The sequence below is a fragment of the Leptolyngbya sp. GB1-A1 genome (assembly GCF_039962475.1).
Classification (GTDB): Bacteria; Cyanobacteriota; Cyanobacteriia; order Elainellales; family Elainellaceae; genus Leptolyngbya_A.
In genome coordinates this window covers 206,326-231,252 of record NZ_JAMPLI010000001.1, presented here as the reverse complement: position 1 = coordinate 231,252, position 24,927 = coordinate 206,326, and the positions used below count along the sequence as shown (strand labels likewise).

Genomic DNA, 24,927 nt, shown 5'->3' with positions numbered 1-24,927 from the left:
CACAGCCATCGTTGTTCAAACCTTCTCCAATCTCCTGAATTGAGCTTAGGCGAATCTGTGAGACAAACCAATGCAGGACGAAATCTTGAAAGATGAAATTCTAAAAAAAGAGCAGGAATTTCACGATCGCTGGGCCTCCCTGATCGATGTCGAGGGCATTCGGGTTCGGGATTATTTTGAAGCTTGCACTGCTCCTGAAAATCGGTTTATTCTTCAGCAGATCGGGAACGTGCGGGGTAAATTGCTGCTCGATCTGGGCTGCGGAGCCGGGGAAAACAGCGTTTATTTCGCCAGTCGCGGAGCGCGTTGCGTGGCATCAGACTATTCGCCAGGAATGGTGGAGGTGGCGTTAAAGCTGGCGCAGTCGAATGGGGTGGCGATCGAGGGGCGAGTCATTAACGCGATGGCGATCGATTATCCCGATAATACATTTGACATTGTGTATGCCTCGAATCTGCTGCACCACATTCCGAATCCGAAGCTGACGATTCGAGAAATTCATCGAGTGCTTAAACCGGGTGGGGTAATATGCTTTTGGGACCCGTTGAAGCATAATCCTGTGATTAATGTGTATCGGCAAATGGCAACCAAAGTGCGAACCGAGGACGAAACGCCGTTGGATATCAATTTGGTTCGCTTTATTGATGATTTGTTTGGTCGAACGATCTACGATACGTTTTGGATTGCAACGCTGTGGATTTTTCTTCAGTTTTATCTGATTGAAAAAGTCCACCCGAACTCCGAACGCTACTGGAAGAAAATCATTATTGAGCATCAGCGACTTCAGAAGACGTACGATCGCCTGGAAAAAATCGATCGCCTTCTCAAGCAAATTCCCGGCATGAAGCGGTTTGCCTGGAACCTGGCAGTTGTCGCCATTAAGTAAGTGCTATTCAGTTTGCCGTCAAGTAAGTGCTATGGCTCCCAGATACTCCCTGGTTGTGCCGATTTACAACGAGGAAGAAAACATTGCTGAGCTGTATCGCCGCTTGAGCGGTATGGTGCAATCCCTGGACGGGGAAGCCGAGTTTATTTTAATTAATGACGGCAGCCGCGATGGATCGCTCTATTTGCTGCGAGAACTGCACCAGCAAGATTCGCGAGTGTGCTATCTCAGCCTTGCCCGCAATTTTGGGCATCAGATTGCTGTCACTGCCGGACTCAATTTTGCGCGAGGAGAGGCGATCGTGGTGATGGATGCCGATTTGCAAGACCCGCCTGAACTAATCCCGCAGATGGTCGATCGCTGGCAGCAGGGCTATCAGGTTGTATATGCACAGCGTACCCAAAGACGGCGTGAAAACTGGCTGAAGCGGCTGCTGGCATTTGGTTTCTACCGTGTGCTGCGCCACCTTGCCGATGTTGAAATTCCGACGGATACAGGCGATTTTTGCCTGATGGATCGTCAGGTCGTTGCTCTACTGAATGCTATGCCCGAACGCAATCGCTATATTCGCGGCTTACGCGCCTGGACAGGATTTCGCCAAACGGCAATTTTATTTGAGCGCGACCCACGCTACGCCGGAAAGGAAAAATACACCTTTGGCAAATCGCTGGCACTGGCAATCAACGGCTTGGTGTCTTTCTCCAGGGTGCCATTGCGGATTGCCACCTATTTGGGATTAGCGGCGGCGGCAGTGTCCCTGCTGATGGCAGTGCTAGTGCTGTACTGGCGACTATTTGCGCCAAACTCACCCCTGACAGGATTTGCTGCCATTACCGTGGTCATATTTTTCCTGGGAGCGGTTCAGCTTATTTGTATCGGTATTCTGGGCGAATATATCGGGCGAATCTATGAAGAAGTAAAAGGCAGACCGCTTTATACGCTGGCAGAAATTGGAGGATTTCAGCAGAAATAACAAGGCTTGATCGAGTAAGTCAAACGACCTAAACCTTTGCTTCGGTTAGCGACTTCAGATATTCGGTGTTAACGCCCGATTCGCGCACCAGAGCAATTTTTCCAGTCCGCGCAATTTCGCGAATGCCAAAACGACTCAGCGTTTGCTGAATTGCCACAATCTTGCCCGGATCGCCTACCACTTCCAGAGTCAGCGCGTCTTCACCCACATCCACAACCCGTGCCCGGAAGATCTGCGATAGCTCAATGATTTCCGATCGATTTGAGCTGGTTGCATTTACCTTTAGCAGCATGAGTTCTCGCTCTACGCAGGGATCTTCAGTAATATCCTGCACCTTGATCACATTAATTAAGCGATAAAGCTGCTTTGTCACCTGCTCAATAATATTGTCATCGCCCGGAACGACCATCGTGATCCGAGAAATTCCATCTTGCCCGGCAGGACCAACTGCCAGACTTTCGATATTGAAACCGCGACGGGCAAACAGTCCGGCAATTCGGGTTAACACGCCCGCTTCATCTTCAACCAGTACGGATAAGGTGTGCTTCATAACGTTGAAATTTTGTTGAAAGTTTGGCTTGCAGAGATCGTTTCTGGAGGGAAAACCGTTTGACAGTTGTAGGGCGGCATTCTAAAACAATCTCTGATCATAGCCTGATCCCACAACTTTTTCCCGACAAGATTGGGTATCCGTAAAACTGACGGAAAGTATGTTGTTTCTGCAACTGTAACAGCCTGCGTGGGTAGTCTCTGGGAAGGGGAAATCTAGTTGTGAGCGAGACACGATTATGCAGGTTAATGCAGGTGCAGAATTTCCAGTTAATAACACTACCGACGGGTATCAAAGCACCTATCCCAGTGAAGGGGTGTTTGACAACACCAGCACCGAGCTCGCTCGCTCAACGCGATCGATCGCCATGGCGGCAGACGGCACGTTTGTTGTGGTTTGGTCGAGTACAGGTCAGGATGATGCGACGAGTTTCCTCGAAACAGGGGTGTATGGTCGTCGCTACAACGCAGACGGTACCCCAATAGGAAATGAATTTCTAGTCAATACGATTACCAAAGGGGATCAGACTGCGCCTTCGGTTGCGATTGATGCGTTAGGCGGCTTTATTGTCACTTGGTCTAGCAACGCAGGCAGCTTTCAGGATGACAATTCGGGCTTTGGTGTGTATGCTCAACGCTATACCAGCAACGGTGAAAAGAGCGGTTCTCAGTTTCGCGTCAACTCAGAACCCTTTAATCAGCAGCTCAGCTCGGTTGTTGCCAGCGATCGGGATGACGATGCTAGCGATGCCAACGACGGCGGATTCGTCATCACCTGGACAAGTGTCGGACAGGACGGCGACGGCTTGGGAGTCTTTGCCCGACGTTATAACAGAGATGGGGTGGCGCAGGGTAGTGACATTGCGGTTACATCCGTTAACCCAGCCAATTTACAAACTACAGGCAGTCAGCTCAACTCTACGGTCGCCATGGCAGACGACGGCAGCTTTGTCGTGGTTTGGGAGAGCAGTCAGAGAAATAACAGCGACACGAGCAACACGACAGGCTACAACATTTTTGCTCAGCGGTTTAACGCACAGGGCATCGCGCAGGGCGATCGGATTCAAGTTAACTCCTTGGCTGCGGGAGACCAGCGCAAACCGTCAGTTGCAATGGCAGCAGACGGCTCATTTGTGGTGGGATGGTCGAGCCTGGATCCCCAATCGTTTAGCGGTTTGGATGTGTATTACCGTCGGTTTGACCGAAATGGAACAGCGTTAACCGCTACAGAGCAGCAGGCAAATACAAACCTGTTGGGCAGCCAGCAGGACGTTATGGTGGCGATGGCGGCAGACGGGAAGTTTATCCTTTCCTGGTCATCCGCTTCAGGGGATCAGGGAGCGGGTATCTATGCCCGTCGCTTTGATGCTAACGGTAACCCGCTCATCAGTAGCCCGGTCAATTCTACAAGCAGTGAGTTTCGCCTTGATGCAGGCGCACCGGCTGGAAGCTATAGCTCGATCGCTGCGTCAAACAACAATTTTGCAGCCGTTTGGACACGCAATGATGGCAGTGAGGACGGCGTATTTGGACGTGCTTATTCGATCATAACCCCCACAGACAACACCCCCCCGACCAATATCACCCTGACTCCTGCTCCGCCTCAGGTTGCAGAAAATAGCATTGGCGCCGTCATCGGCACACTCTCAGCAACCGACCCAGAAGGAAACAGCATTTCCTACACCGTCAGTGGGGACGATCGCTTTGAAGTCTTTGGCACTCAACTCAGGCTCAAAGCAGGGCAATCGCTGAATTTTGAGAATGATAACGATAAAGAGATCGTCCTGACCGTCACGGCGAGAGATGACGGCAACCCCAACCTGGAGGCGACACAAGAGTTCACGATCCGAACGACTGATGTTAACGAAGCCCCGACGAACATCACGCTTAGCAACGACAAGCTAAACGAAAATACTCCGGGCGGAACGGTCGTGGGGACGCTCAGCGCGACTGATCCAGACACAAATCAGAATCAGACGATTCGTTTTTCGATCGCCGAGAACGAATTCTATGCACTCAGCGGCAACCAAATTGTTGTCAAAAACGGAGCAAACCTCAACTTTGAAAACCCGCTGAGCCGATCATTCAAAATTAGCGTTACCGCTACCGATAACGGCACACCAGAGCAGTCTACAACGCAGGAACTCACAATCACGCTCAATGATGTCAACGAAGTTCCAGTTGACCTTCAGCTTGAGGGGAGCCGGACGGTTGCAGAGAATGCCCCAGGAGCGGTTATTGGCACAGTAAAAGTAACTGATCCCGATGGCACGACGCCAGTTTTAACCGTCTCGGACGATCGGTTTGAGATTGACCCTTCCACCAAAAACCTGAAGCTCAAAGCCGGTCGCAGTCTGGACTATGAGGCACTGGGAACCCAAAAGGAAATTACCTTCGACATTATTGCCACCGATAGCCAGGATCCAAGCCTGGAGTCGCGGCAAGCAGTGACGATTACGGTTACAAACGTTAACGAAGCTCCAATCAACCTCAGCCTCAGTAATAACAAAGTTGTAGAGAATAAGCCGGGGGAGATCGTCGGTCAATTGTCTGCGAATGATCCAGAAGGTGATCCGCAGAATTTCTCGCTCGTGGGTGACAGCCCGTTTGAAATCGACCCTCTGACAAATAACCTGAAGCTTAAACCGGGGGTTAAACTCGATCGCGAAGCGACTCCAACAATCAGTGTCATAGTTCGTGCCAGCGATCAAAACAATGGCAGTTTGTATTCTGATCAAACGCTGACGATCGACGTTCTGAATGAAAACGAGCCGCCAACCGACATTCAGCTAGAGAACGCACAGCCGATTGACGAAGAGGTGAAGGGCGCAGTCGTCGGCACGGTGAAGGCAACCGATCCCGATAATCCAACTCTGACGCTTAGCGTGAACGATCCCCGGTTTCAAATCGTCCAAGTTGGTGCCGATTGGCAGTTAAAGCTGAGTGACAATGCAAGCCTTAACTATGAGGAATTGGTCGGCGGTAAACTCAGCCTGACGATTACGGCAACAGACAGCGATGGTAAAACCCTCAATCGCGTCTTTGAAATCAACGTTAATAACGTCAACGAAGCTCCATCGCTGAGTATTACCGAACAACGCAGCGTCGGAAACAAGAAAGCAGGTGAAACCGTTGGTACTGTTATATCGATCGATCCAGAAGGCACAATCCCAAGTTTTGGGGTTAGTGACGCTCGGTTTGAAGTAGTCCAGATCGATGGCGTGTGGAAGTTAAAGCTCAAGAACACTGAAAGCCTCGACTATCAAATTGAGCAACAAGTCACGGTAGAGGTAATTGCCACTGATCAAAGTCCCGAAAAGCTAGAAACTCGCAGGTTGGTAACAGTTCGGGTCGCGGAACCCGGTGCACCAACGAACATTACCCTGACCCCTACAAACCCACACCAGGTCAACGAGGCAACGCCTAATGCGGTTGTGGGAACGGTCACGGTTGACGATGAAGATAGCCAAACTCACACGTTTACCCTGGACGACGATCGATTTGTCATCGTTGAGGTTGAGGGGAAATATCAGCTTCAGCTTGCAGAAGGAAAACTGCTCGATTTTGAAACTGCAACAGGACCAATCCCACTCAAAATTACAGCAACAGATTCTACGAATCGTTCGGTTACGAGCGAGTTCAGCATTTTCATTCAGAATATCAACGAAGCTCCAACCGACATCACGATCACGCCCGATAGTTTATCGGTTGACGAGCAGCAGTTTGGTGCAGAGATTGGCACGATCGCCGTTATTGATCCTGATGAGGGGGATACCTTTTCTTACAAATTCAGCAGCGACGACTTCAGCAGCGACGATCGCTTTGAGGTCAGAAACGGCAAGCTGAAGCTGAAAGACACTGCCCAGCTCGATATCAACGACAGACAGACGATTAATCTCACAATCACTGCGACCGACCCCGGTCAGCTGGAAATTACCAAGACGTTTCAAATTACCGTCGATCCGGTTAACTTTGCGCCTACTGATATCACGCTTGCAACAAACACAATCAATGAAGATGAAGACGGGGCGATCGTTGGCAAAATCTCGGTCGTTGATCCCGATCGTGGTGATCTTCATACGTTTGAATTCCCTAACGATGCCCGCTTTATGGTGGATGGCGAGGGTAATCTCCGCCTCAAGCCCAATGTAAAGGTTGACTTTGAAACCCAGCAGACCGTCACCCTCGATATCACTGCAAAGGACAATGCCAATCCGCAGGGATCGTTCACCAAGCAAATCACGATTAATGTTAACAATCTCAATGATGCGCCCGTTCTAAAAGACTTTACTCCGGCTGCGTCGATCGCTGAAAACAATGAGGGAATCGCGATCGGCACACTAACGGTAAGCGACCCAGAAAACAACCCCTTCACCCTGGAGCTGAGCGACAATCGCTTTCAGATTGACCCTGTCGCCGGAGACGTTTGGCAGATCAGGCTAAAGCCGGGTGAAAAATTCGATTTTGAAACTCTGACGAATGGTGCGGTTTCCCTCGTAGTTACGGCAAGAGACAACGGAACGCCAGAGCGCACCACAACGCTGGATGTCGCTTTTCAAGTCACTGATGTTAACGAAGCCCCTACTAATCTGGGATTGTCGAATCTTACGATTAGCGAGCAGGTCGCTGGCGCGGAAGTGGGTCTGGTGCAAGTCACCGATCCCGATAAGAATGAGCAGTTCCGCTATGAAGTAAGCGACGATCGCTTTTTCGTCGAGAATAGCGGCAAACTCAAGCTGAAGGATGGGGTCAGCCTTGATGCCGATACAACTGAAGAGATTACGCTAACGGTTACTGCCATCGATCGCGGTGATGAACGCATTTCCCGTCAGTTCATCATTCAGGTCGAGCGGCTCAACCTAGCCCCTACTGAGATCGAGCTTGATAACACAACGATCGATGAAGAAACCCTGGGTGCAATCGTTGGCAAACTGAAAGTCACCGATCCCGATCGCTTTGATACGCACACGTTTACCATCAGTGATGCTCGCTTTGTGGTAGACGCAGAGGGCAACCTGAAGTTAACGCCGGATGCGTCGATCGATTATGAAACCGAGAAAAAGCTAACGCTGCAAATCACGGCAACCGACAACGGCAACCCGGCACAGTCGTTTACCAAGTCGTTTGAGATCGAGGTCAACAACCTCAACGACGCGCCAGTTTTAAGCTTTACCCCGGCTCAGGCGATCGCCGAAAACGTTTCAGGAGTCACGATCGGTACGATTAATCTTTCAGATGCCGATCTACAAGATACGGTCACGCTCACGGTTACGGTTAACGGTGTTTTAGACGATCGCTTTGTGGTCGAGGGCGATCAGCTCAAGCTCAAGCCCGGAGTCAGTTTTGACTATGAAACCCTAACAGACGGCAAACTGACGGTCGCACTCATCGCAACTGACAACGGTAATCCATCCAAAAAAACCGAGCTGCCAATCACGATCGACGTTGCGAATGTCAACGAAGCTCCCACTGTCGTTACCCTCGGTTCAGCCCAGATTGACGAAGGCATTCCTGACAATAGTCTTGTTGGTTCACTAGACACGCTCGATCCCGACCTCAACGAAGCGTTCACCTATCAACTCGTAGACGGCTTTGGCGATCATGCTGCTTTCGTGATCGAAAATAATCAGCTTCGCATCCGGAAATCGCCCGACTTTGAAACTAAGTCCAGCTATCAGATTCAAATCATCAGCACCGATCGCGACGGCTTAAGCAGTGCGCCCCAAACCTTCACGATCACGGTGCGAGACCTGAACGAGCCACCAACTAATATCACGCTACAAGGCAATATCGTTGCAGAAAACGCAGCAGGCGCGACGATTGGTGATGTCGCAGTCACCGACCCTGATAGTGATCAGTTCACCTATGAAGTGAGCGACGATCGCTTTGAGGTAAAGGATGGCAAACTCAAACTGAAGCAGGGACAAAGCCTCAACTATGAGGAACTCACAGACGGCAAACTAGACCTGAGCATTACGGCGATCGATAACGGTCAACCTGTCGGCAAACTCACCAAACCTTTCACGATTACCGTTACCAACGTCAACGAAGCTCCCAGCGCAATCAATCTAGAGAACAAAAGCGTTGCCGAAAACAGTGCAGGGGCGATCGTTGGTAAGTTGACCGCGACTGATCCTGATAAAGACGATACGCTAACCCTCAAACTCAGCGGCGACGATCGATTTGAGATTGACAACCAGGGCAATCTGAAGCTGAAAAACGGACTCAGCCTCAATTCTGAAGATTCCGCTCCCATCCAAGTCACGGTCACAGCAACCGACAGTAAAGGACTGACCCGATCGGAAACCTTCACGCTCGAGGTAGCCAACGTCAATGAAGCCCCGACTGGAATTCAGCTATCTCCCAGTACGATGGAAGAAAACCGTGCGGGTGCAACGATCGGTAGATTGACCGCAACTGACGTAGATAGCACAGCATTTACCTTTACGGTTAGCGATTCCGTCCGGTTTGAGGTGGATAGCCAGGGCAATCTCAAGCTGAAGGCAGGACAAAGCCTCAACTATGAAGAACTAACAGACGGCAAACTTAGCCTGAATATTACGGCAACCGACAACGGGAATCCGGCGGAAAGCTTCACACAGCAGATTACGCTGAACGTTACCAATATCAACGAAGCCCCCACCGAAATTCGCCTGCTGAACGATCGAGTTGAAGAAAACAGGGCAGGAGCGATCGTCGGGCAGTTTCAGGTCGTTGATCCAGACAAAAACGATCAGTTCAGCTATCAGGTCAACGACGATCGATTTGAAATCGATAACCAAGGCAACCTGAAGCTAAAAAACGGTATCGGCCTCGACCGCGAAGCCACCCCCACGATCGCGCTCAATATCACAGCAACCGATCTCGGTGGACTGAAGAAGACGCAGCAGCTCATTATTACCGTCACCGATCAGAACGAGGTGCCCACCAGTCTGACCCTTGAAGGAACGACCGTCGATGAAAACGCCTCGCCCAATACGCCGATCGGCACTTTTAAAGCAGTCGATGCGGAAGGCGGCAGTTTTCGTTACAGCCTCGTTCCGAATGTGGCAGACAACAATGCCTTTACCATTGCGGGCGATCGGCTGCTGGTCAAAAATCCGCTAGACTACGAGACTCAGAAAACCTACTCGATTCAGGTTGCCGTTACTGATAGCGAAGGGCTGAGCCTGATCCGCACGTTCCAGATTGAAGTTAACAACGTCAACGAAGCTCCGATCATTACACCTGATACGGGTACGCTTGCTTATCAGGAAGATGCGGGCGCAGTGGTAATCGATTCAACCCTGAGCCTGACCGATGTCGATAGCCAAACCCTGTCCAGTGCGTCGGTAAAAATCGTTAACTACGTGCCGCAGCAGGATCAGCTAAGTTTCACCAATCAAAACGGCATTAGCGGACAGTTCGACGCGGCAACCGGAACGCTCACGCTGCAAGGAACCGCTGCGGTCAGTACATATCAAAATGCCCTGCGATCGATTGCTTACACTAACACGAGCAACGCCCCCAACACCACCAATCGCATCGTTCAGTTCACTGCCAGGGATGGTGCGCTCACCAGCCAGATTGCTACCCGCACCATCCAGATTGCGCCGCGTAACGATGCGCCAATCGTCACCCCTTCGGTTTCATCCGTCGTTTTTTCGGTGGACGACCGGGCGATCAATCTCGATGCCGCAATTGGGATTGCCGATATTGATAGCTCCACGCTCAATGGAGCCACAATCGCGCTGGAAGGCTATATGCCGGGCGAAGACAACCTGCTGTTTAACGACCAAAATGGCATTATTGGCAGCTTCAATGCGGCGATCGGCGTTCTGACTCTGGCGGGCACGGCTGCACTGGACACCTATCAGCAGGTGCTGCGATCGATTATTTATCTCAACAGCAGCCAACAGCCCACGGCTCAGGGTCGATCGGCGCTGATTACGGTGAGCGATGGCACAAGCAGCAACCCGGCAAGAATTAACTTGCAGTTTCAGCAAAGCGTTGCGCCTCCAGTGGTTGATTTGAACGGCGGAGGAGCCGGAAACGACTTTAGCAACACGTTTGTCATTTTGGGTCAGCCTGTTGCCGTTGCTTCTAATGAAACGCAACTCACGGATTCTGATAGTACCGTGTTGACCAGAGCCGAAATCAGAATCTCGAATTTGTTTGATCCCAACAGCGAGATGTTGTCTGTGGATGTTGCCGGAACCGGGCTGAGTGCCAGCTACGATCGCCCTAGGGGAACGCTTAACCTGAGCGGTTCTGCGCCTTTAAGCAGCTATGTTAAAGCGATTCAGCGCATTCGCTATCACAACTCCAGCCCTGCCCCGGATATGACCACGCGGGTGATTCTGTTTCGGGTCAGCGATGGCACTCGCCTGAGTAACGCCGCTCAAACCACAATCCAGATGACGAGCATCCGGCTCAACGACGGTACGGTCATCGGCGATCCGGCACTGGTCACCACTCCTGCGACCGATCGCATCAATGCCCAGGACGGTAACGACACGGTAATTTCCACGCTGGCAAACCTTCAGCAAAACGACCTGATCGACGGCGGCACAGGCATCGACACGCTGACCCTGACCGATGGCACAGGCAACGCCCGCATTGAAATCGCCAATTCCACCAATCAGGTGAGCGGCGTTCTTGTCAACAACACAATAATCACCAACTTCGAGCAGTTTAACTGGAGCGGCTTCAATGGCAGTGTTACCCTGATCGGCAGCAACGCAAACGACGGCGTCATTACTGGATCGGGCGCAGATAGCTTGTCTGGAGGTAACGGCAACGATCGCCTGATTGCTAACGGAGGCAACGATCGCCTAGACGGCGGCGCAGGGGAGGACTACCTGGAAGGCGGCACAGGTGATGATGTTTACGTGATCGATAGTTCGGGCGATCAGGCGATCGAACTCGAGAACGGCGGCTTTGATACCGTCTCTGCCGCAATTAGCTACACGCTTCCTAAGGACATTGAAGATCTGATTTTGACCGGAGGCGCGCTAACGGGAACAGGCAACGCTCTCGATAACGGTCTGGTTGGCAACAGGCTGAACAACTTCCTGAGTGCCGGGCTGGGAGACGATCTCCTGCTGGGCAACGACGGCAACGATACGCTGGTTGGCGAAAGCGGCGAAGATGAACTTACAGGTGGACTGGGGAACGATCGACTCCTTGGCGGTGACAATAACGATCGCTTAGACGGAGGTGTAGGACGCGATCGGCTAACGGGCGGCAAAGGAAAAGATAGGTTCATCCTTACCAGCTCTCAGAAGTCAAACCGCGATGTGATCACGGACTTCAACAGCAAAGACGACACTATTTTGATCAGTCGCCGCAGTTTTGGACGACAGGTGCGTCGAGGTCGAGTGCGTATTAGCCAGTTCGTTTTGGGTAGCCAGGCACAGGATGGGAACGATCGCTTTATCTACAACAAAAATTCCCTGTTCTTCGATGTTGACGGCAGCGGCGAGGCAAATCAAGTGCTGATTGCAAAACTAGGCGGTCGTCCCGTTATTCAGCGATCGAATTTGCGGGTGATTTAGTAGGTTACTTACTTTGCTTTTGTCTTGAGATGAATAGGGGGCGATGCAGGGTCTCAAGTTGTGTCTTCATATTTCGATTCAGCAACGCCCTACGAATTCTTTGTAAAATCTCCGCCATCGGCTCTGTCTATCCCTCCTGAACAGGTTCCTGAACGCTTCTCTGTTTACTGGGCTGGACTGCCTGCTGCAATAGATAAATCACAACTTCATTCAAAGTCAGGACTATTCTCAGCCGCAAGACTTTGAATACGGTCATACAGTTCTTCCGGCAAGTTTTCAGTCTGAATTGAAGCTATTCACTATGCTCCCATGCCCGAATAGCGGCGCAAACCTTTCTGCCACAGCCAGCGATTTAACGCCCAGAAGAGCGCGATCCAGCCCAGCATGATCAGTAACCCCTGCACTACATTTTCCGGCAGACCGATCAATAGACTGGCAGGAAAATTAATCATGTAGGGAAACGGTGTCCACAGCACAATTTGGCGGACGATCGGCGGAAACACTTCCAGCGGCGCGATAATGCCTGACAGAAACAGGTAGAACAGAAAAAAGAAAGACTCCAACGAATTTGCTCGCTCAATCCAGAAAGCCAGCATTGCGAAGGCGTATTGGGTAACAAACCGTAGGATGAACGCCAGAGTAACGGCGAGCAGGAACAGCAGAACTTGCGACAGGCTGGGAATCCAAACGGCTTGCGGATACAGCACAAAAAAGAGAATTACCAGCAGAATTGCAAACGGCAACCGGGCAAATCGCTCGGCAAAGTGAGACATAAAATGATGCCAGCCTGGATCGAGCGGTTGCAGCAGTCGAAATGAGAGCTTTCCTTCCACGACTTCGCGTTCAAACTCCCAAATTACCCAAACGACGGTAAATTGCCGCACCAGAAAAACGGCGAGAAAGTAACGAATAAAGTCGATCGATGAAAGTCCAAACTGCCCACTCTGCGATGCCTGAATCCACACGCCCATCAGGATGAGCGGTAGGCTGCCCGACAGCATCCACAGAATCAGCTCTGCTCGGTACTCCACCATATAAGCGTAGTAAACGGTGAGCAGGGTTTGGGCAATGCGACCTGTCCGCTTGAGCCTCTGATTCATCTTGTGCCTCCAGGCTGACGGTCTTCGATAAATTCACCGTCGGAGACTTTGCCCTGCGGGAGTTGATTGGGCGACACTGCCTGGTCATTCCCGTTTGAGGTTGCATCCACCCGGGTTCCTAACTGAAACACCTGACCGATCACTTCCTCGATCGGCGGGTCTGTCACCTTCAAATCTACGACTTCAAAGTCTGCTAAGAGCTGGGCGATCGTATGCGTCAGCTTTTCCTGCGGCACAATAAACTGCGCGAGTTGTCCATCTACCTGCTTCAGTTCTCCGTAGGGACGTAGTTCGGCAGACGATCGAGGATAACTGAGTTCGATCGACACTTCCCGACAGGGCGCAAACCGTTCGAGCAAGCCTTCTAAACTGCCATCGTAAATCAGGTTTCCGGCATGAATCATCAGCACCCGCTGACACAAAGCCGTAATGTCTGCCATGTAATGGCTTGTTAGCAACACTGTCGCCTGATAACGTTCGTTGTATTCGCGCAAAAACTCGCGCACATTGACCTGAGCATTGACGTCGAGTCCGAGCGTCGGCTCATCAAGAAACAGCACTTTCGGATGGTGCAGCAGCGCAGCTAGCAGTTCCGCCTTCATTCGTTCGCCGAGAGAAAGCTTTCGCACAGGCTGATTCAGCTTGCCTTCCAGGGACAGCATCTCGGTCAATTCGCCAACGCGCTGCCGATAATCGCGATCGTCTATTCCATACACTGCCGCATTAATTCGGAGGGAGTCCAGCGCGGGCAAATCCCAGATCAACTGCTGCTTTTGCCCCATCACCAGCGTAATTTGCTGAAGAAACGCCCGCTGCCGCCGAAAGGGAATATGCCCTGCCACCGTGACTTGTCCTGAGGACGGGTGAATCAGTCCGGTGAGCATTTTAAGCGTGGTTGTTTTGCCTGCCCCGTTTGGTCCCAGAAACCCTACGACCTCACCGGGTTCGATCGCAAAGGAAACCGATTGAACCGCTGTAACCGAGCGATAGGTGCGCTGAAAGAAATGCTTGATGGTTCCCGCAAAACCGGGATCTTTAATCGCAACGGGATAAACCTTCGTCAGGTTTTCAACCGAGATCATGGGCATGGGACTGCTGGGGTGTGGTGTCATGTCTTATCGTTTCCCGTCAATTCCCAGATGTCTTCCTCCTTCCAGGCTATTTCGGAACCGAGCGATCGGTAGCTCTCATCTCCTTTAAGAATTTAGGCTTCACTCCTAACCTCCTCATTTTTGGGGTAGGGAAGGCACGCCTACTACAGTTCTCAAAGTCCCTAGAATTAGGAGATTTAGGGGGCTGCAAAACCCAGAACTTGGACAAAACTTGTGGATACACACCAGCCCTGCATCAAAGAGGGATTGAGGGGGAAGGCATCTGGAATACCGTACATCAGACGATGGCATTGCTGATCCGACAGATGAATTTTGCAAGGGTAGTTTTCAAATCATCCCTAGCGCAGAACTCCCTATCTGATAATCCGATTTCCATTCAGTAATGCCCAGACTATTTCTGTTCGGGGTGGGTGGCTTCAGGAGCATCCATACCTAGTTGATTGATGACGCGAATCATTTGGTAGAGCCGTCCAAAATCGCGCTGGTTGTAGTGCATTACTAAACGGGGCAACTGTGCCGCATCGCCGCCCAACTCCTCCGGCAGTGGCTTGGCTTGCTCGATTTTTCCCGATATCAAAATATCGCTGAAGTTCTGGTTCAGATACTCCATATCGTTGGCAGATAGCTCGGAGTTGAGGCGCAGCACCAGTTTGTCGCCCACATAGCGGCTAGAGTGAAACACGCGATAAAAGCTCGAAATCATCTCGCAGGCAAGATCGACGCGATCGGTAATCGTGTACAAATCCAAATCGTCCGGGCTAATCAAGCCATCCTTCAGCAAATGGTCACGCACATAAGCTTCCCAGCCGCGCCAGTAATTGCTTCCCGGCGGCTCTACCAGCACGAGCGGCAGCAGGTCAGACTTTCCAGTTTGCATCAAAGTCAGGCATTCATACGCCTCGTCCTGCGTACCAAACCCGCCCGGAAACAAAGCGAGCGCATCGGTCTCCCGCAGAAAAAACAGCTTGCGTGTAAAGAAATACTTGAAATTGACCAGCTTGTCGCTGCCTTCGAGAAACGGATTTGACCCCTGCTCAAACGGCAGCCGAATGTTCAGCCCAAAGGAGTTCTCTGATCCGGCTCCCTCATTGCCCGCCTGCATAATACCGGGACCACCGCCCGTCATCACCATAAAGCCTTGCAGCGTAACGCATTTTGCAAAGTCAACCGCCATTTGATACGCCGGAGTTCCAGGCTTGATGCGAGCAGAACCAAAAATCGTAATTTTGCGAATGTGGCGATGGGGATAGAATACGCGAAACGCCTGTTCCATATCCTGCAATGAAGCGTTCAGGATTTTCCAATCGAGGCGATCGGTATCGACTTCTGCCATCCGCGCCAGGGTCATGAGTGCCTGTTGAATCAGTGCGCCATGCTTCATCTTGGGCAACTGATCGAGCAATTCGCGAATTTCTGCCTGAAGGGATTCTAAGCTGGACGATGAAGGAGATAGGGTCATGTATTCCTGTGACAGCAGTACCCTATTCTACCGGATCAAAAAACGCGCTGTCTAAATCGCCTTTACGGCAATTCTTTATAGGACTGAAGCGGGATACCAGGGCAAAACCGGGCTAATCCAGATGAAGTTTGCTTCCTTGTGTTAAGCCGTTGGGATGCTACAGCAGCGCAGTCCCCAAATCCACGTAAAATGCCCCAGCCAGAAAGACCAGGGCACTTAAGACAAAAGAGATGGCGTACTAGAAATCTCGTACTCTCAATCTCACAAACAAATCTCACAAACCGCAAAGTAGCCAGAACCGAATAGACATAAAACGAGGGGTAGAATGCCTGTGACGGCTGATCGATCGAGCAACTTAGAGATATTTTTCGAGCGTGGTCGCCAGCGTGGTTTTGGGAACAGCCCCAACCACCATATCCACCCGCTGTCCGCCCTTGAAGATCATCAGGGTAGGGATGCTGCGAATCCCATACTTGCTGGCAACGCTGGGATTTTCATCGGTATTGACTTTGACAACTTTAATCTGACCAGCGTACTGTTCGGAGATCTCATCAACCACGGGTGCGACCATCCGACAAGGACCACACCAGGGTGCCCAAAAATCAACCAGAACAGGAACGTTGCTCTCAATTACTTCTTGTTCAAAAGTTGCGTCTGTAACTGCGGCTGCTGACATGCCTGAAATCCTTAGCCTATATTATCGTTCAAAATCTTACCATAGCGAAAACAAGCAGCTTGCGCTATGGGTCTATACAAACAGATATAAATTTGGGATTCAGCTCTCTCGTCCGATCGAATGATTTGAACCTCATCGATGTATGTTTTTAGACAGCATTTTCGACCCTTTTTTGAGACCGTCCTGAGCAGCAGAGGTTTGAGCAGAGAACTTCTTCTCCTGTGACAGTTTCTTAGAAACAGGCCAATTAAATGCCTGTTTAAACGAGGAACCGCCTGAACAGTGTCCAGGCGGAGTGTGGTGTGAGGAGTGAACGGAAACATACGTCTCCGCTTCCTTCTATTGTAAGCGACTGTTATGGATTTTCACTATGGTTTCCCGTGAAGCCGCAGATAAACTTATATAAATCCGGTTGACAAGGTGAAGTTTATTTACCCATGCCGAGCTGCTGTGCCTTCTGGTAAACCTTGCCTTCAGTCAACAGCGAGGGAGCAATCACGACTTCAACTTGCTGCATCTCCCGAATATCCTTTGCGCCCAGCGTGCCCATACTGGTTTGCAGTGCCCCCAGGAAGTTGTGAGTTCCATCATCGAGCTGAGCCGGACCGCGCAGAATTTGCTCTAGTGTTCCGGTCGTGCCCACACGAATGCGAGTACCACGCGGCAAAACCGGACTGGGTGTTGCCATGCCCCAGTGATAGCCCCTGCCTGGAGCTTCTGCGGCTCTAGCGAACGGAGAGCCAATCATCACGCCATCCGCACCGCAGGCAATACATTTGCAGATGTCTCCTCCGGTAATTAAGCCACCGTCTGCAATCACCGGAACGTATTTGCCCGTTTCCCGATAAAAGTCTTCACGCGCTGCTGCACAGTCTGCTACAGCAGTCGCCTGGGGCACGCCCACGCCTAACACTCCGCGAGAGGTACAGGCAGCACCGGGACCAATGCCTACTAACACCGCCGCCGCGCCTGCTTTCATCAGGTTGAGTGCTACGTCATAGGTTACGCAGTTACCTAGCACGACGGGAATCGGCATTTCCTGACAGAACTTTGCCAGATCCAGCGGGGTGATCGACTCTGGAGAGAGGTGAGCCGTTGAAACCACGGTTGCCTGAATAAAGAATAAATCTGCGCCTGCTTTTGCAACTGTTGCGCCAAACTTGGCAGCTCCCGCAGGGGTAGCACTCACCGCTGCAATCCCGCCCTGGGATTTAATTTCCTGGATGCGCTGCTCGATCAGTTCTGGCTTGATTGGCTCGGCGTATAGCTCCTGCATCAGGGGCACAAATTCGTGCTTATCGACAGAGGCAATGCGATCGAGAATTGGCTCAGGATCAGCATAGCGCGTTTGAATGCCTTCCAGGTTTAGCACTCCTAATGCCCCGAGTTGGCTCAGCCGCACTGCCATTTTGATATCGACAACTCCATCCATTGCGCTGGCAATGATCGGAATCTGTCGCTGAATGCCGCCGATCGTCCAGCTTGTATCGGCAAGCGAGGGATCGAGGGTTCTGTTTCCGGGAGATAGTGCAATTTCATCGATCCCGTATGCTCGACGGGCAGCTTTGCCTCTACCAATTTGAATGTCCACGCTTCTATTCCTTAAGACTTATTCAAACTAGACTATCAAATCTAGAGAGATTCAGGGGACAACCCGATCGGGATCCGGACAAAACATCTGTATGCTTTGTTACAGCATTTTGATGAATCTCCGATAACTTTGAAAAATGAGAATTGAGCTTGAAGCAATAGCAATAAAGCAATAGCAATAAAGCAATAGCAACAAAGCAATGGCAAAAGTATCGAAGATCGATCGACTTGCAAAAGCTTTCATCCTGGTTGCTCAAGCTTGAATTTTGTAGGCTGGAACGGCAAAAGAATAAGGAATATTACTGTCTTCAGTCGGGCTAGAACCTGTAAAAAAGGAATCCAAAAAAAGGAATCGCTCTCTGGATTCACAGATCGAGTCGCGTTTGCAGCGGGATCTGCTCATTCAGAAAGCGATTGCCTGATCAGCTAATTTGCTTAGTCAATCTGCTGTGGATGCACCTAGCGGTAAATTCCGTTGTTAAATCGATCGCCACCTTCTACAAAGGTATCTTCTGGCGGAGAAACAGTGAAGTTGTTCATGTTAGAACGCAGGATGTCTTTTTGCTGCTCGGTTAGCCCCGGCAGATCCAGCACGTCTTCAACCTGCTCAAACGGAGCATTCCCCACAATCAAACGCGCCAAAGTTGGATACATTCCGCGATATTGCAGAAATGCCCGCACGTTTGTGTTGTTCAAATCGATCTTTTTGCCAAACTCAGTTGCCAGCTTATCATCAGCTCGATTTCGGAAGGATGCTTCGGCAACAACAGGAGCCATCGCCATTCCATTCCAGAACAAGCCATTTTCGCCCAATGCGGTTGCTTGACCTGCAAAGCCCAACAGGCTCCCCAACATCAGCCCAACCGCCAACACTACTCCCACAAATCGTTTCATTAGGACGCTCCCTCCCAATCTCAACCAATTAAACGTCATATCAAGATGCTTAGGACACAGCTTTTCTTAGAGCCTATCATTAATCAGAAACCTTTTATGCCCCATCCTGATGTGCGAGTTTCACAAGGAACGTTCTGCCTTGTAGCGTGACCCGATCGCCTGCAGCGAGTTTGCGTCCTCGGCGGGTTTCTACCTCATCATTGACCTGCACCTCACCATTCTGGATGAGCAACTTTGCTTCACCCCCGGTTTCAACCATGCCAATCAACTTAAGAAACTGATCGAGTTTGATCACTTCGTCGGTCATTGCGCGTTATCCAGCACCAGAACAGAGCCATTCTAGCGAAGGCAGGCGCTCGTGAAGATGCACTGGAACAGAGAGGCGAGGGGAGCGAATTGGGACTCTGACCGCTTAGCCTTCTGCTGGAACGATCTGCGGAGCGGCAATCTCAGCAGGCTCAGCTTTGGTAAGGGGCTCAACCACTTCGCTGGACTGCTTGATAAAGCTCAGCTTGTGGTCAACCACATCGACCACGATCGTATCCCCTTCCATAAAAGCGGTTTCCAAAAGCTTGGTGGCGATCGGGTTTTCTAGCTCTTTCTGGATGGCTCGCTTGAGCGGACGGGCGCCATACGCGGGGTCATAGCCGACATCAGCAATGTAGTTTTGGGCGGCAACGGTGACTTCGAGATCGATTTTTTGCTCTGCCAGCAAACGACGCATGCGCTGAAGCTGAATCCCGACGATTTTTCGCAGTTCCTTCAGGCTAAGGGCGTGGAACAGGATGATATCGTCTACACGGTTCAGGAACTCTGGGCGGAAGTGCGATCGTAGTGCCCCAACTGCCCGTTTCCGCATTTCCTCGTACTTTGAGTCATCGCCTGCCACATCGAGGATGTATTCACTGCCGATATTGCTGGTCATGACAACAATCGTGTTGCGACAGTCTGCGAGTCTGCCCTGGGAGTCAGTAATGCGCCCATCGTCGAGCAATTGCAGCAGGATGTTAAATACATCTGGGTGTGCCTTTTCCACCTCGTCCAACAGCAGCACCGAATAGGGATGACGGCGAATTGCTTCCGATAACTGACCGCCTTCCTCGTAGCCTACATAGCCTGGGGGCGCACCGATCAGCCGTGCAACCGAGTTTTTCTCCATGTACTCGGACATATCCAGCCGCACTAGGGAATCACCGCTGTCAAACAGGGCTTCAGCAAGGGCGCGGGCAAGCTCGGTTTTACCTACTCCGGTTGGTCCCAGAAACAGGAAAGAGCCGATCGGACGACCGGGATCTTTCATGCCTGCACGGGCACGACGGATTGCGGCGGCAACGGCTTCGACCGCTTCGTTTTGTCCAATTACCCGCTTGTGCAGATAGCTCTCAAGCTGCAAGAGTTTTTGCCGCTCGGATTCCATGAGGCGATTGATCGGAATCCCCGTCCACTTGGCAACAATTTCGGCAATGTCTGCTTCGGTTACTTGTTCACGGAGCAGAGTTTCGCCGTCTGCCTGGATGTCAATCAACTGGGTTTCTTTGGCTTCGAGTTCGCGATGCACTGCCTCCAGCCTGCCGTACTTGAGCTGGGCGGCGGTGTTGAGGTCATAGCTGCGCTCGGCTTTTTCAATTTGCCGCCGCAGAGATTCCTCTTCTTCCTTTAGCCCATTGATCGCGGCTAAGAGCTGCTTTTCCGATTCCCACTGCGAGCTGAGCTGGTTTTGCTGCGTTTTCAGATCGTTAATTTCCTGGTTGATTCGCTCCAACCGATCTTTCGCGCTGCGATACACGCCGATCGCCACAGCACTTTGCCCTTCACCCTCTAGCGACAGCTTTTCCATCTCTAGCTGAATTAATCGCCGATCGATCGTCTCTAGCTCAACAGGCTTTGAGGTAATTTCCATTTTGAGCTGGGCAGCCGCTTCATCCACCAAATCGATCGCCTTGTCTGGTAAACAGCGATCGGAAATATAGCGATCGGACAAGGTCGCGGCGGCAACTAGGGCAGAATCGGCAATCTTCACCCCGTGATGCACTTCGTAGCGTTCCTTAAGCCCGCGCAAAATCGAGATTGTGTCCTCGACGGTGGGCTGCCCGACATAAACCTGCTGAAATCGCCGTTCCAGAGCCGCATCTTTTTCGATGTGCTTGCGGTATTCGTCCAGCGTGGTCGCACCAATGCAGCGGAGTTCGCCCCGTGCCAGCATCGGCTTCAGCAAATTACTGGCATCCATCGTGCCTTGCGGTGAGCCTGCCCCAACCACGGTATGCAGTTCATCGATAAACAGAACAACTTGCCCCTCGGAACTGGTCACTTCCCGCAGCACTGCCCGCAAACGGTCCTCAAACTCGCCCCGGTACTTGGCTCCAGCAATCAGGGAACCCATATCAAGGCTGATCAGGCGGCGGTTTTTCAGCGATTCCGGTACGTCTCCGTTCACGATTCGCTGAGCTAGGGCTTCGGCGATCGCCGTCTTACCCACCCCGGGTTCACCAATTAGCACCGGATTATTCTTCGTCCGGCGAGAGAGAACCTGCACCACGCGCCGAATTTCATCGTCCCGTCCAATTACCGGATCGAGCTTGCCCGCTTTGGCAGATTCAGTCAAATCCTGCCCAAATTTCTCCAGGGCAGCATAGGTTGATTCGGGGTTCTGATCTTTGACTTTTTGATTGCCCCGCACGGTTTTGATTGCGGCTTCAAGCTGCCGAGTTTCGATGCTTAGAGCACGAAAGGCTCGTTTCCCAACGCGATCGTCTTCTGCAAGTGCCAGCAGCAGGTGTTCGACCGAAACAAAGTCGTCCTGCATTGCTTTGCGGTTTGTTTCTGCTTTGTCCAGCAGCAGATCAAGTCCTTGACCAAGATAAAGCTGACCGTCTGAAACAACTTTGGGTTGGCGCTGCGTAAAGGCTTCGATCTGCTGCTTAAGCCGCGCTACATCGACATTTGCCTTTGCCAACATCGTATCGCCTGCTCCTTCGAGCTCCAGCATCGATAGGGCAACGTGTTCAACTTCAAGCTGCTGATGGCGGAATCGACGGGCAACATCCTGAGACTTGACGATCGCTTCCCAGGCTTTCTCGGTGAATTTGCTGGGGTCAGTGGGCTGCATAGGAAACTAAAAATTATTGATAAAGCTTAAAGTATATCGCGACTCAACTCTAACAAATTTCACAGGCTCCCTTTGAACTTCCCCCAGACGGGAAGCAGGCGTTGCTAGGTTGCCTGATCTCACACAGGGGAGATTTCGGGGGAGATTTTAAGGAGCGACCAAGCCTCAAACCCAAACCAAAAAACCGGGGTAGATATGCTAGCCAGAACTAACAGACCCGGAAGCAGTTTGAGAGGTTACGCGATCGTTCAAGACTGCTTCAGGCGATTGAAGATTCAGAAAGAGGATTTTTTCGAAAGAGCTAATTTTTTCGAAAGATTTAGATTTAACAGATCTGATCTTCTGAATCTATCGGACAGAAATATGATTGGGGTGAAATGTCGAGTTCTGAGGACAATTTACCCATCGTGAATCCAAAAATTGAGATAAGGTGTTAATGAAGTGTACTTTTATGAAGTTTCTCTGAGAAATTAAGTCATGGCTACGGCAATTTCAGCAGCACCCCAGCAAATGGCAACGTCGCCAACGGTGACTCCTGAGCGGACGAGTCAGACCGTTCGTAAGCCTTACCCCAACTTTAACGTGATTGTGCTGAATGACGACTTTAATACGTTTCAGCACGTTGCTGACTGTTTGATGAAATACATTCCCGGCATGACGGGCGATCGAGCCTGGGATCTGACCAATCAGATTCACTTCGAGGGTCAAGCGATCGTCTGGACGGGTCCGCTAGAGCAGGCAGAGCTGCATCATCAGCAGTTGAGCCGTGCGGGATTAACAATGGCTCCCCTAGAGGCTGCCTAAGGGCTAAATTAATATGGCAGAAGCAAGCGGTCGGCTCGTGTGGAACCACTCAACTCATTTGCCCGGACTCATCCCAGTTTTAGAACGGCTAACGCAGCAAGACGGCATCGGGACCGTTACTCCTGCCCGAATTGGGACAACGCGATCGAACATTCCCACCCTGACGCTGAAAGTATCCGTTCCCATTCGGGGCGGCTTTAAGCTGATCGCCCGTAAAGGCAAAACGTTTCAGGAAGTTTTTGTATTAACCCAGTTGAGTCAGGCAGCACTGGAAGAGGCAGTAGGCAGAATATTGCGGAAGGGGTAAGTGAGCGGGTGTGGGATTGGGCGACGAGGCGATGGGGCGATCGGGGGCAGGTCAATCGGTGGCTGGCTTGTTAGGCAATCGGGTTAGGCAATCGCGTTTTTGACAGAGTATAGCCAGAGCAGTTCTGTAAATCATAGAACACTACAACTCGCGCACCTCAATACCCCACCCCCTTATCTTCCCACTCACCCATCCAGCCATCCACTTCTCCACTCCTTCAGGGAGCCATCACCGTCAACCCACCCGGCACACAATTAATCTCAACCGGAGTTGTGCCAATGATTTCGCCGTCCAGCACTACTTTCTGCGGCGGATTGGTGGTGACTCGTAGTTTCTTTGCGCCCATATGAACAATATCAGGACTCTCAGAGGGCTTCAGCAGAGCTGATCCAATCAAACGAGCGATCGTACGAATGGCTTCAAGCTTGGTTTTTGCACTGGCGATCGTCACGTCTAGCAAGCCATCGTCGAATACCACCTGTCCGATGCCCTGCGCTAGAACAGAAGTAATCGGGGCAGCGTTAGCGATCGTGATCGCGCCTGCCTGAAAACACTCAACATGACCATCAACTTCGATCTCGGTGTCAAACAATTGCTGCTCGTCGAGCTGTTGCCAACCTGCCATCAAATATGCCAGCGCACCCCAGCGGTCTTTCGCAGCGCGATCGGCACGGTCGACGGTTTCTGCTTCCAGCCCGATGCCTGCCAGCAGGATCATGGGCAACCCATTACAAAAGGCAGCATCGACAACTCGGCGGTGTCCGGTAAGAATCGTTTGGCAAGCTCCACGAATCGGATTGAGGGCAGTGGGAATTCCCAGTGCGGAGGCAAAGGCATTGGCAGTACCTCTGGGAATGATGCCGAGCGGAATATTAGTGCCAATTAGTTTACCTGCAACGGCTGAAACAGTCCCGTCGCCACCAGATGCCAGTACGAGATCGGCTTTGGCATCGATCGCTTCTTGCGCCAGTTTTTCTGCGCTAAGTTCCACGGTAGTTTCATGTACGACAAGCTGCATGGCGGGTTCCAGCAGATCGCGAATAAGCTGCAACTCCTGTTCTGAATTGCCCTGTCCCGATACGGGGTTAAAGACTAGATGGGCAACCTGTGTTCTTGCCAGAGCTTGGATAATTGCTTGAGCCGTGGCAACGTTAGTTGCAAACGGAATGTTGTGGATATTGCAAATTCTGGTAATCAGATCGATGCCTGGCTCGTGCCGCTGCGCGTAGAGCGTGTCTTCTAAAAAAATAACCGCGCTAACATGACCTGCGGTAATTTCTGCGGCAACCTGTGCGTCTCCTCCGATCGCCCCAGGCCTCAGAATCTCGATCGGCAATCCCAGCGTATCTTGAATCCGATGACCTGTGCCTCCGGTTGCGATCAGGTGGTAGCGGGAGAACACCGGCAATCGATCGCGCAGCAGGGCTAGTAGATCGTCTTTACGGCTATCGTGAGCGATCAGAGCAATGGTGGCAGGCATAGAAAAACCAGATTTGTAAAGTTTTCTTCAGAAGGAAGAAGGGGTCATTAAATTGTAGAAATGCTCCAGTGCAGTCGTGTCATACCTGCGGCAGGATTTTGCTAGCAATTCGTGACGATCGGTGAAGGCGTTGAGGAAACAGCGTTTTGTAGAATGTTCTTATGAAAACATTTTAGGATTCCAAAAAACACAACGATCGAAATAATCAGGAATCTTCTGGGCTAAAGGGTGTTTGAATTCAGGTTGAGGGTCAGTGGAAAGGTTTGAGCTTCTCTTGGATTTTTTATAAAAACCCTAAGCCATGAGAGTCTGAGCCGGCTGAGTGGATTTCGTTTTCCCCTTTAAGATCACTGCTTGAGACCACTGCTGCAATTGATTCTGAACGATACTTAAGCAAAATCAAAATCAGTAAAAACTGAGCTGAATTAATATGCAAGAACTGACTCGTCCGA

15 protein-coding genes are annotated in these 24,927 nt (G+C 51.2%); 5 read left to right on the top strand and 10 right to left on the bottom strand.

Annotated elements, in window-relative coordinates:
• The first annotated feature begins 85 nt into the window (after positions 1-85).
• Together NDI45_RS00985 and NDI45_RS00980 are read left to right on the top strand one after the other, a co-directional pair.
• Positions 86-886 carry a class I SAM-dependent methyltransferase gene (locus tag NDI45_RS00985; RefSeq protein ID WP_348245978.1) on the top strand — a complete coding sequence of 267 codons (801 nt, stop codon included), beginning with the start codon at positions 86-88 and terminating at the stop codon, positions 884-886.
• 31 nt (positions 887-917) lie between these two features.
• A complete protein-coding gene (locus NDI45_RS00980; RefSeq protein ID WP_190794117.1) occupies positions 918-1,859 on the top strand; it encodes a glycosyltransferase family 2 protein in 942 nt (313 codons plus the stop codon).
• 28 nt (positions 1,860-1,887) lie between these two features.
• Here NDI45_RS00980 and ilvN read toward each other — a convergent pair whose 3' ends face one another.
• Positions 1,888-2,409: an acetolactate synthase small subunit gene (gene ilvN, locus NDI45_RS00975; RefSeq protein WP_190794116.1), complete on the bottom strand. Its 522-nt coding sequence runs from the start codon at positions 2,407-2,409 to the stop codon at positions 1,888-1,890.
• Positions 2,410-2,647: 238 nt separating this feature from the next.
• Between ilvN and NDI45_RS00970 the strand changes: the two genes are divergently transcribed.
• A complete protein-coding gene (locus NDI45_RS00970; RefSeq protein ID WP_348245793.1) occupies positions 2,648-11,944 on the top strand; it encodes a cadherin domain-containing protein in 9,297 nt (3,098 codons plus the stop codon).
• Between the two features lie 299 nt (positions 11,945-12,243).
• Here NDI45_RS00970 and NDI45_RS00965 read toward each other — a convergent pair whose 3' ends face one another.
• From NDI45_RS00965 to clpB, 8 genes are all read right to left on the bottom strand, one after another.
• Positions 12,244-13,044 carry an ABC-2 family transporter protein gene (locus NDI45_RS00965; RefSeq protein ID WP_348245792.1) on the bottom strand — a complete coding sequence of 267 codons (801 nt, stop codon included), beginning with the start codon at positions 13,042-13,044 and terminating at the stop codon, positions 12,244-12,246.
• Positions 13,041-14,132 (bottom strand): ATP-binding cassette domain-containing protein, encoded by a 1,092-nt coding sequence (locus NDI45_RS00960; RefSeq protein ID WP_348245976.1) that lies wholly within the window; start codon positions 14,130-14,132, stop codon positions 13,041-13,043. Before NDI45_RS00960 ends, NDI45_RS00965 begins: the two co-directional genes overlap by 4 nt.
• A gap of 415 nt (positions 14,133-14,547) precedes the next feature.
• On the bottom strand, positions 14,548-15,615 hold the full coding sequence (locus NDI45_RS00955; protein ID WP_348245791.1) for an LOG family protein: 1,068 nt from the start codon (positions 15,613-15,615) through the stop codon (positions 14,548-14,550).
• A 355-nt stretch (positions 15,616-15,970) separates the two neighbouring features.
• On the bottom strand, positions 15,971-16,291 hold the full coding sequence (trxA, locus tag NDI45_RS00950; RefSeq protein WP_190789904.1) for a thioredoxin: 321 nt from the start codon (positions 16,289-16,291) through the stop codon (positions 15,971-15,973).
• A gap of 427 nt (positions 16,292-16,718) precedes the next feature.
• Positions 16,719-17,882, bottom strand: a complete 1,164-nt coding sequence (locus NDI45_RS00945) for a GuaB3 family IMP dehydrogenase-related protein (RefSeq protein WP_190789903.1) — start codon at positions 17,880-17,882, stop codon at positions 16,719-16,721.
• A 458-nt stretch (positions 17,883-18,340) separates the two neighbouring features.
• Entirely contained in the window at positions 18,341-18,775 is a 435-nt protein-coding gene (gene psbU / locus NDI45_RS00940) for a photosystem II complex extrinsic protein PsbU (RefSeq protein ID WP_190789786.1), read from the bottom strand.
• Between the two features lie 94 nt (positions 18,776-18,869).
• Positions 18,870-19,082 carry an RNA-binding S4 domain-containing protein gene (locus tag NDI45_RS00935; protein WP_190789787.1) on the bottom strand — a complete coding sequence of 71 codons (213 nt, stop codon included), beginning with the start codon at positions 19,080-19,082 and terminating at the stop codon, positions 18,870-18,872.
• A gap of 105 nt (positions 19,083-19,187) precedes the next feature.
• On the bottom strand, positions 19,188-21,884 hold the full coding sequence (gene clpB, locus NDI45_RS00930; protein ID WP_190789788.1) for an ATP-dependent chaperone ClpB: 2,697 nt from the start codon (positions 21,882-21,884) through the stop codon (positions 19,188-19,190).
• A 477-nt stretch (positions 21,885-22,361) separates the two neighbouring features.
• Here clpB and clpS point away from each other — a divergent pair, with 477 nt between their 5' ends.
• Together clpS and NDI45_RS00920 are read left to right on the top strand one after the other, a co-directional pair.
• A complete protein-coding gene (clpS, locus tag NDI45_RS00925; protein ID WP_190789789.1) occupies positions 22,362-22,688 on the top strand; it encodes an ATP-dependent Clp protease adapter ClpS in 327 nt (108 codons plus the stop codon).
• A gap of 13 nt (positions 22,689-22,701) precedes the next feature.
• The gene (locus tag NDI45_RS00920; protein ID WP_348245790.1) at positions 22,702-22,995 is read left to right on the top strand and encodes a DUF2103 domain-containing protein; all 294 of its coding nucleotides are present in this window, start codon (positions 22,702-22,704) and stop codon (positions 22,993-22,995) included.
• Positions 22,996-23,212: 217 nt separating this feature from the next.
• Here the strand turns inward: NDI45_RS00920 and NDI45_RS00915 are convergent, their stop codons facing one another.
• The gene (locus NDI45_RS00915) at positions 23,213-24,475 is read right to left on the bottom strand and encodes a methylglyoxal synthase (RefSeq protein ID WP_190794325.1); all 1,263 of its coding nucleotides are present in this window, start codon (positions 24,473-24,475) and stop codon (positions 23,213-23,215) included.
• Between the last annotated feature and the right edge of the window lie 452 nt (positions 24,476-24,927).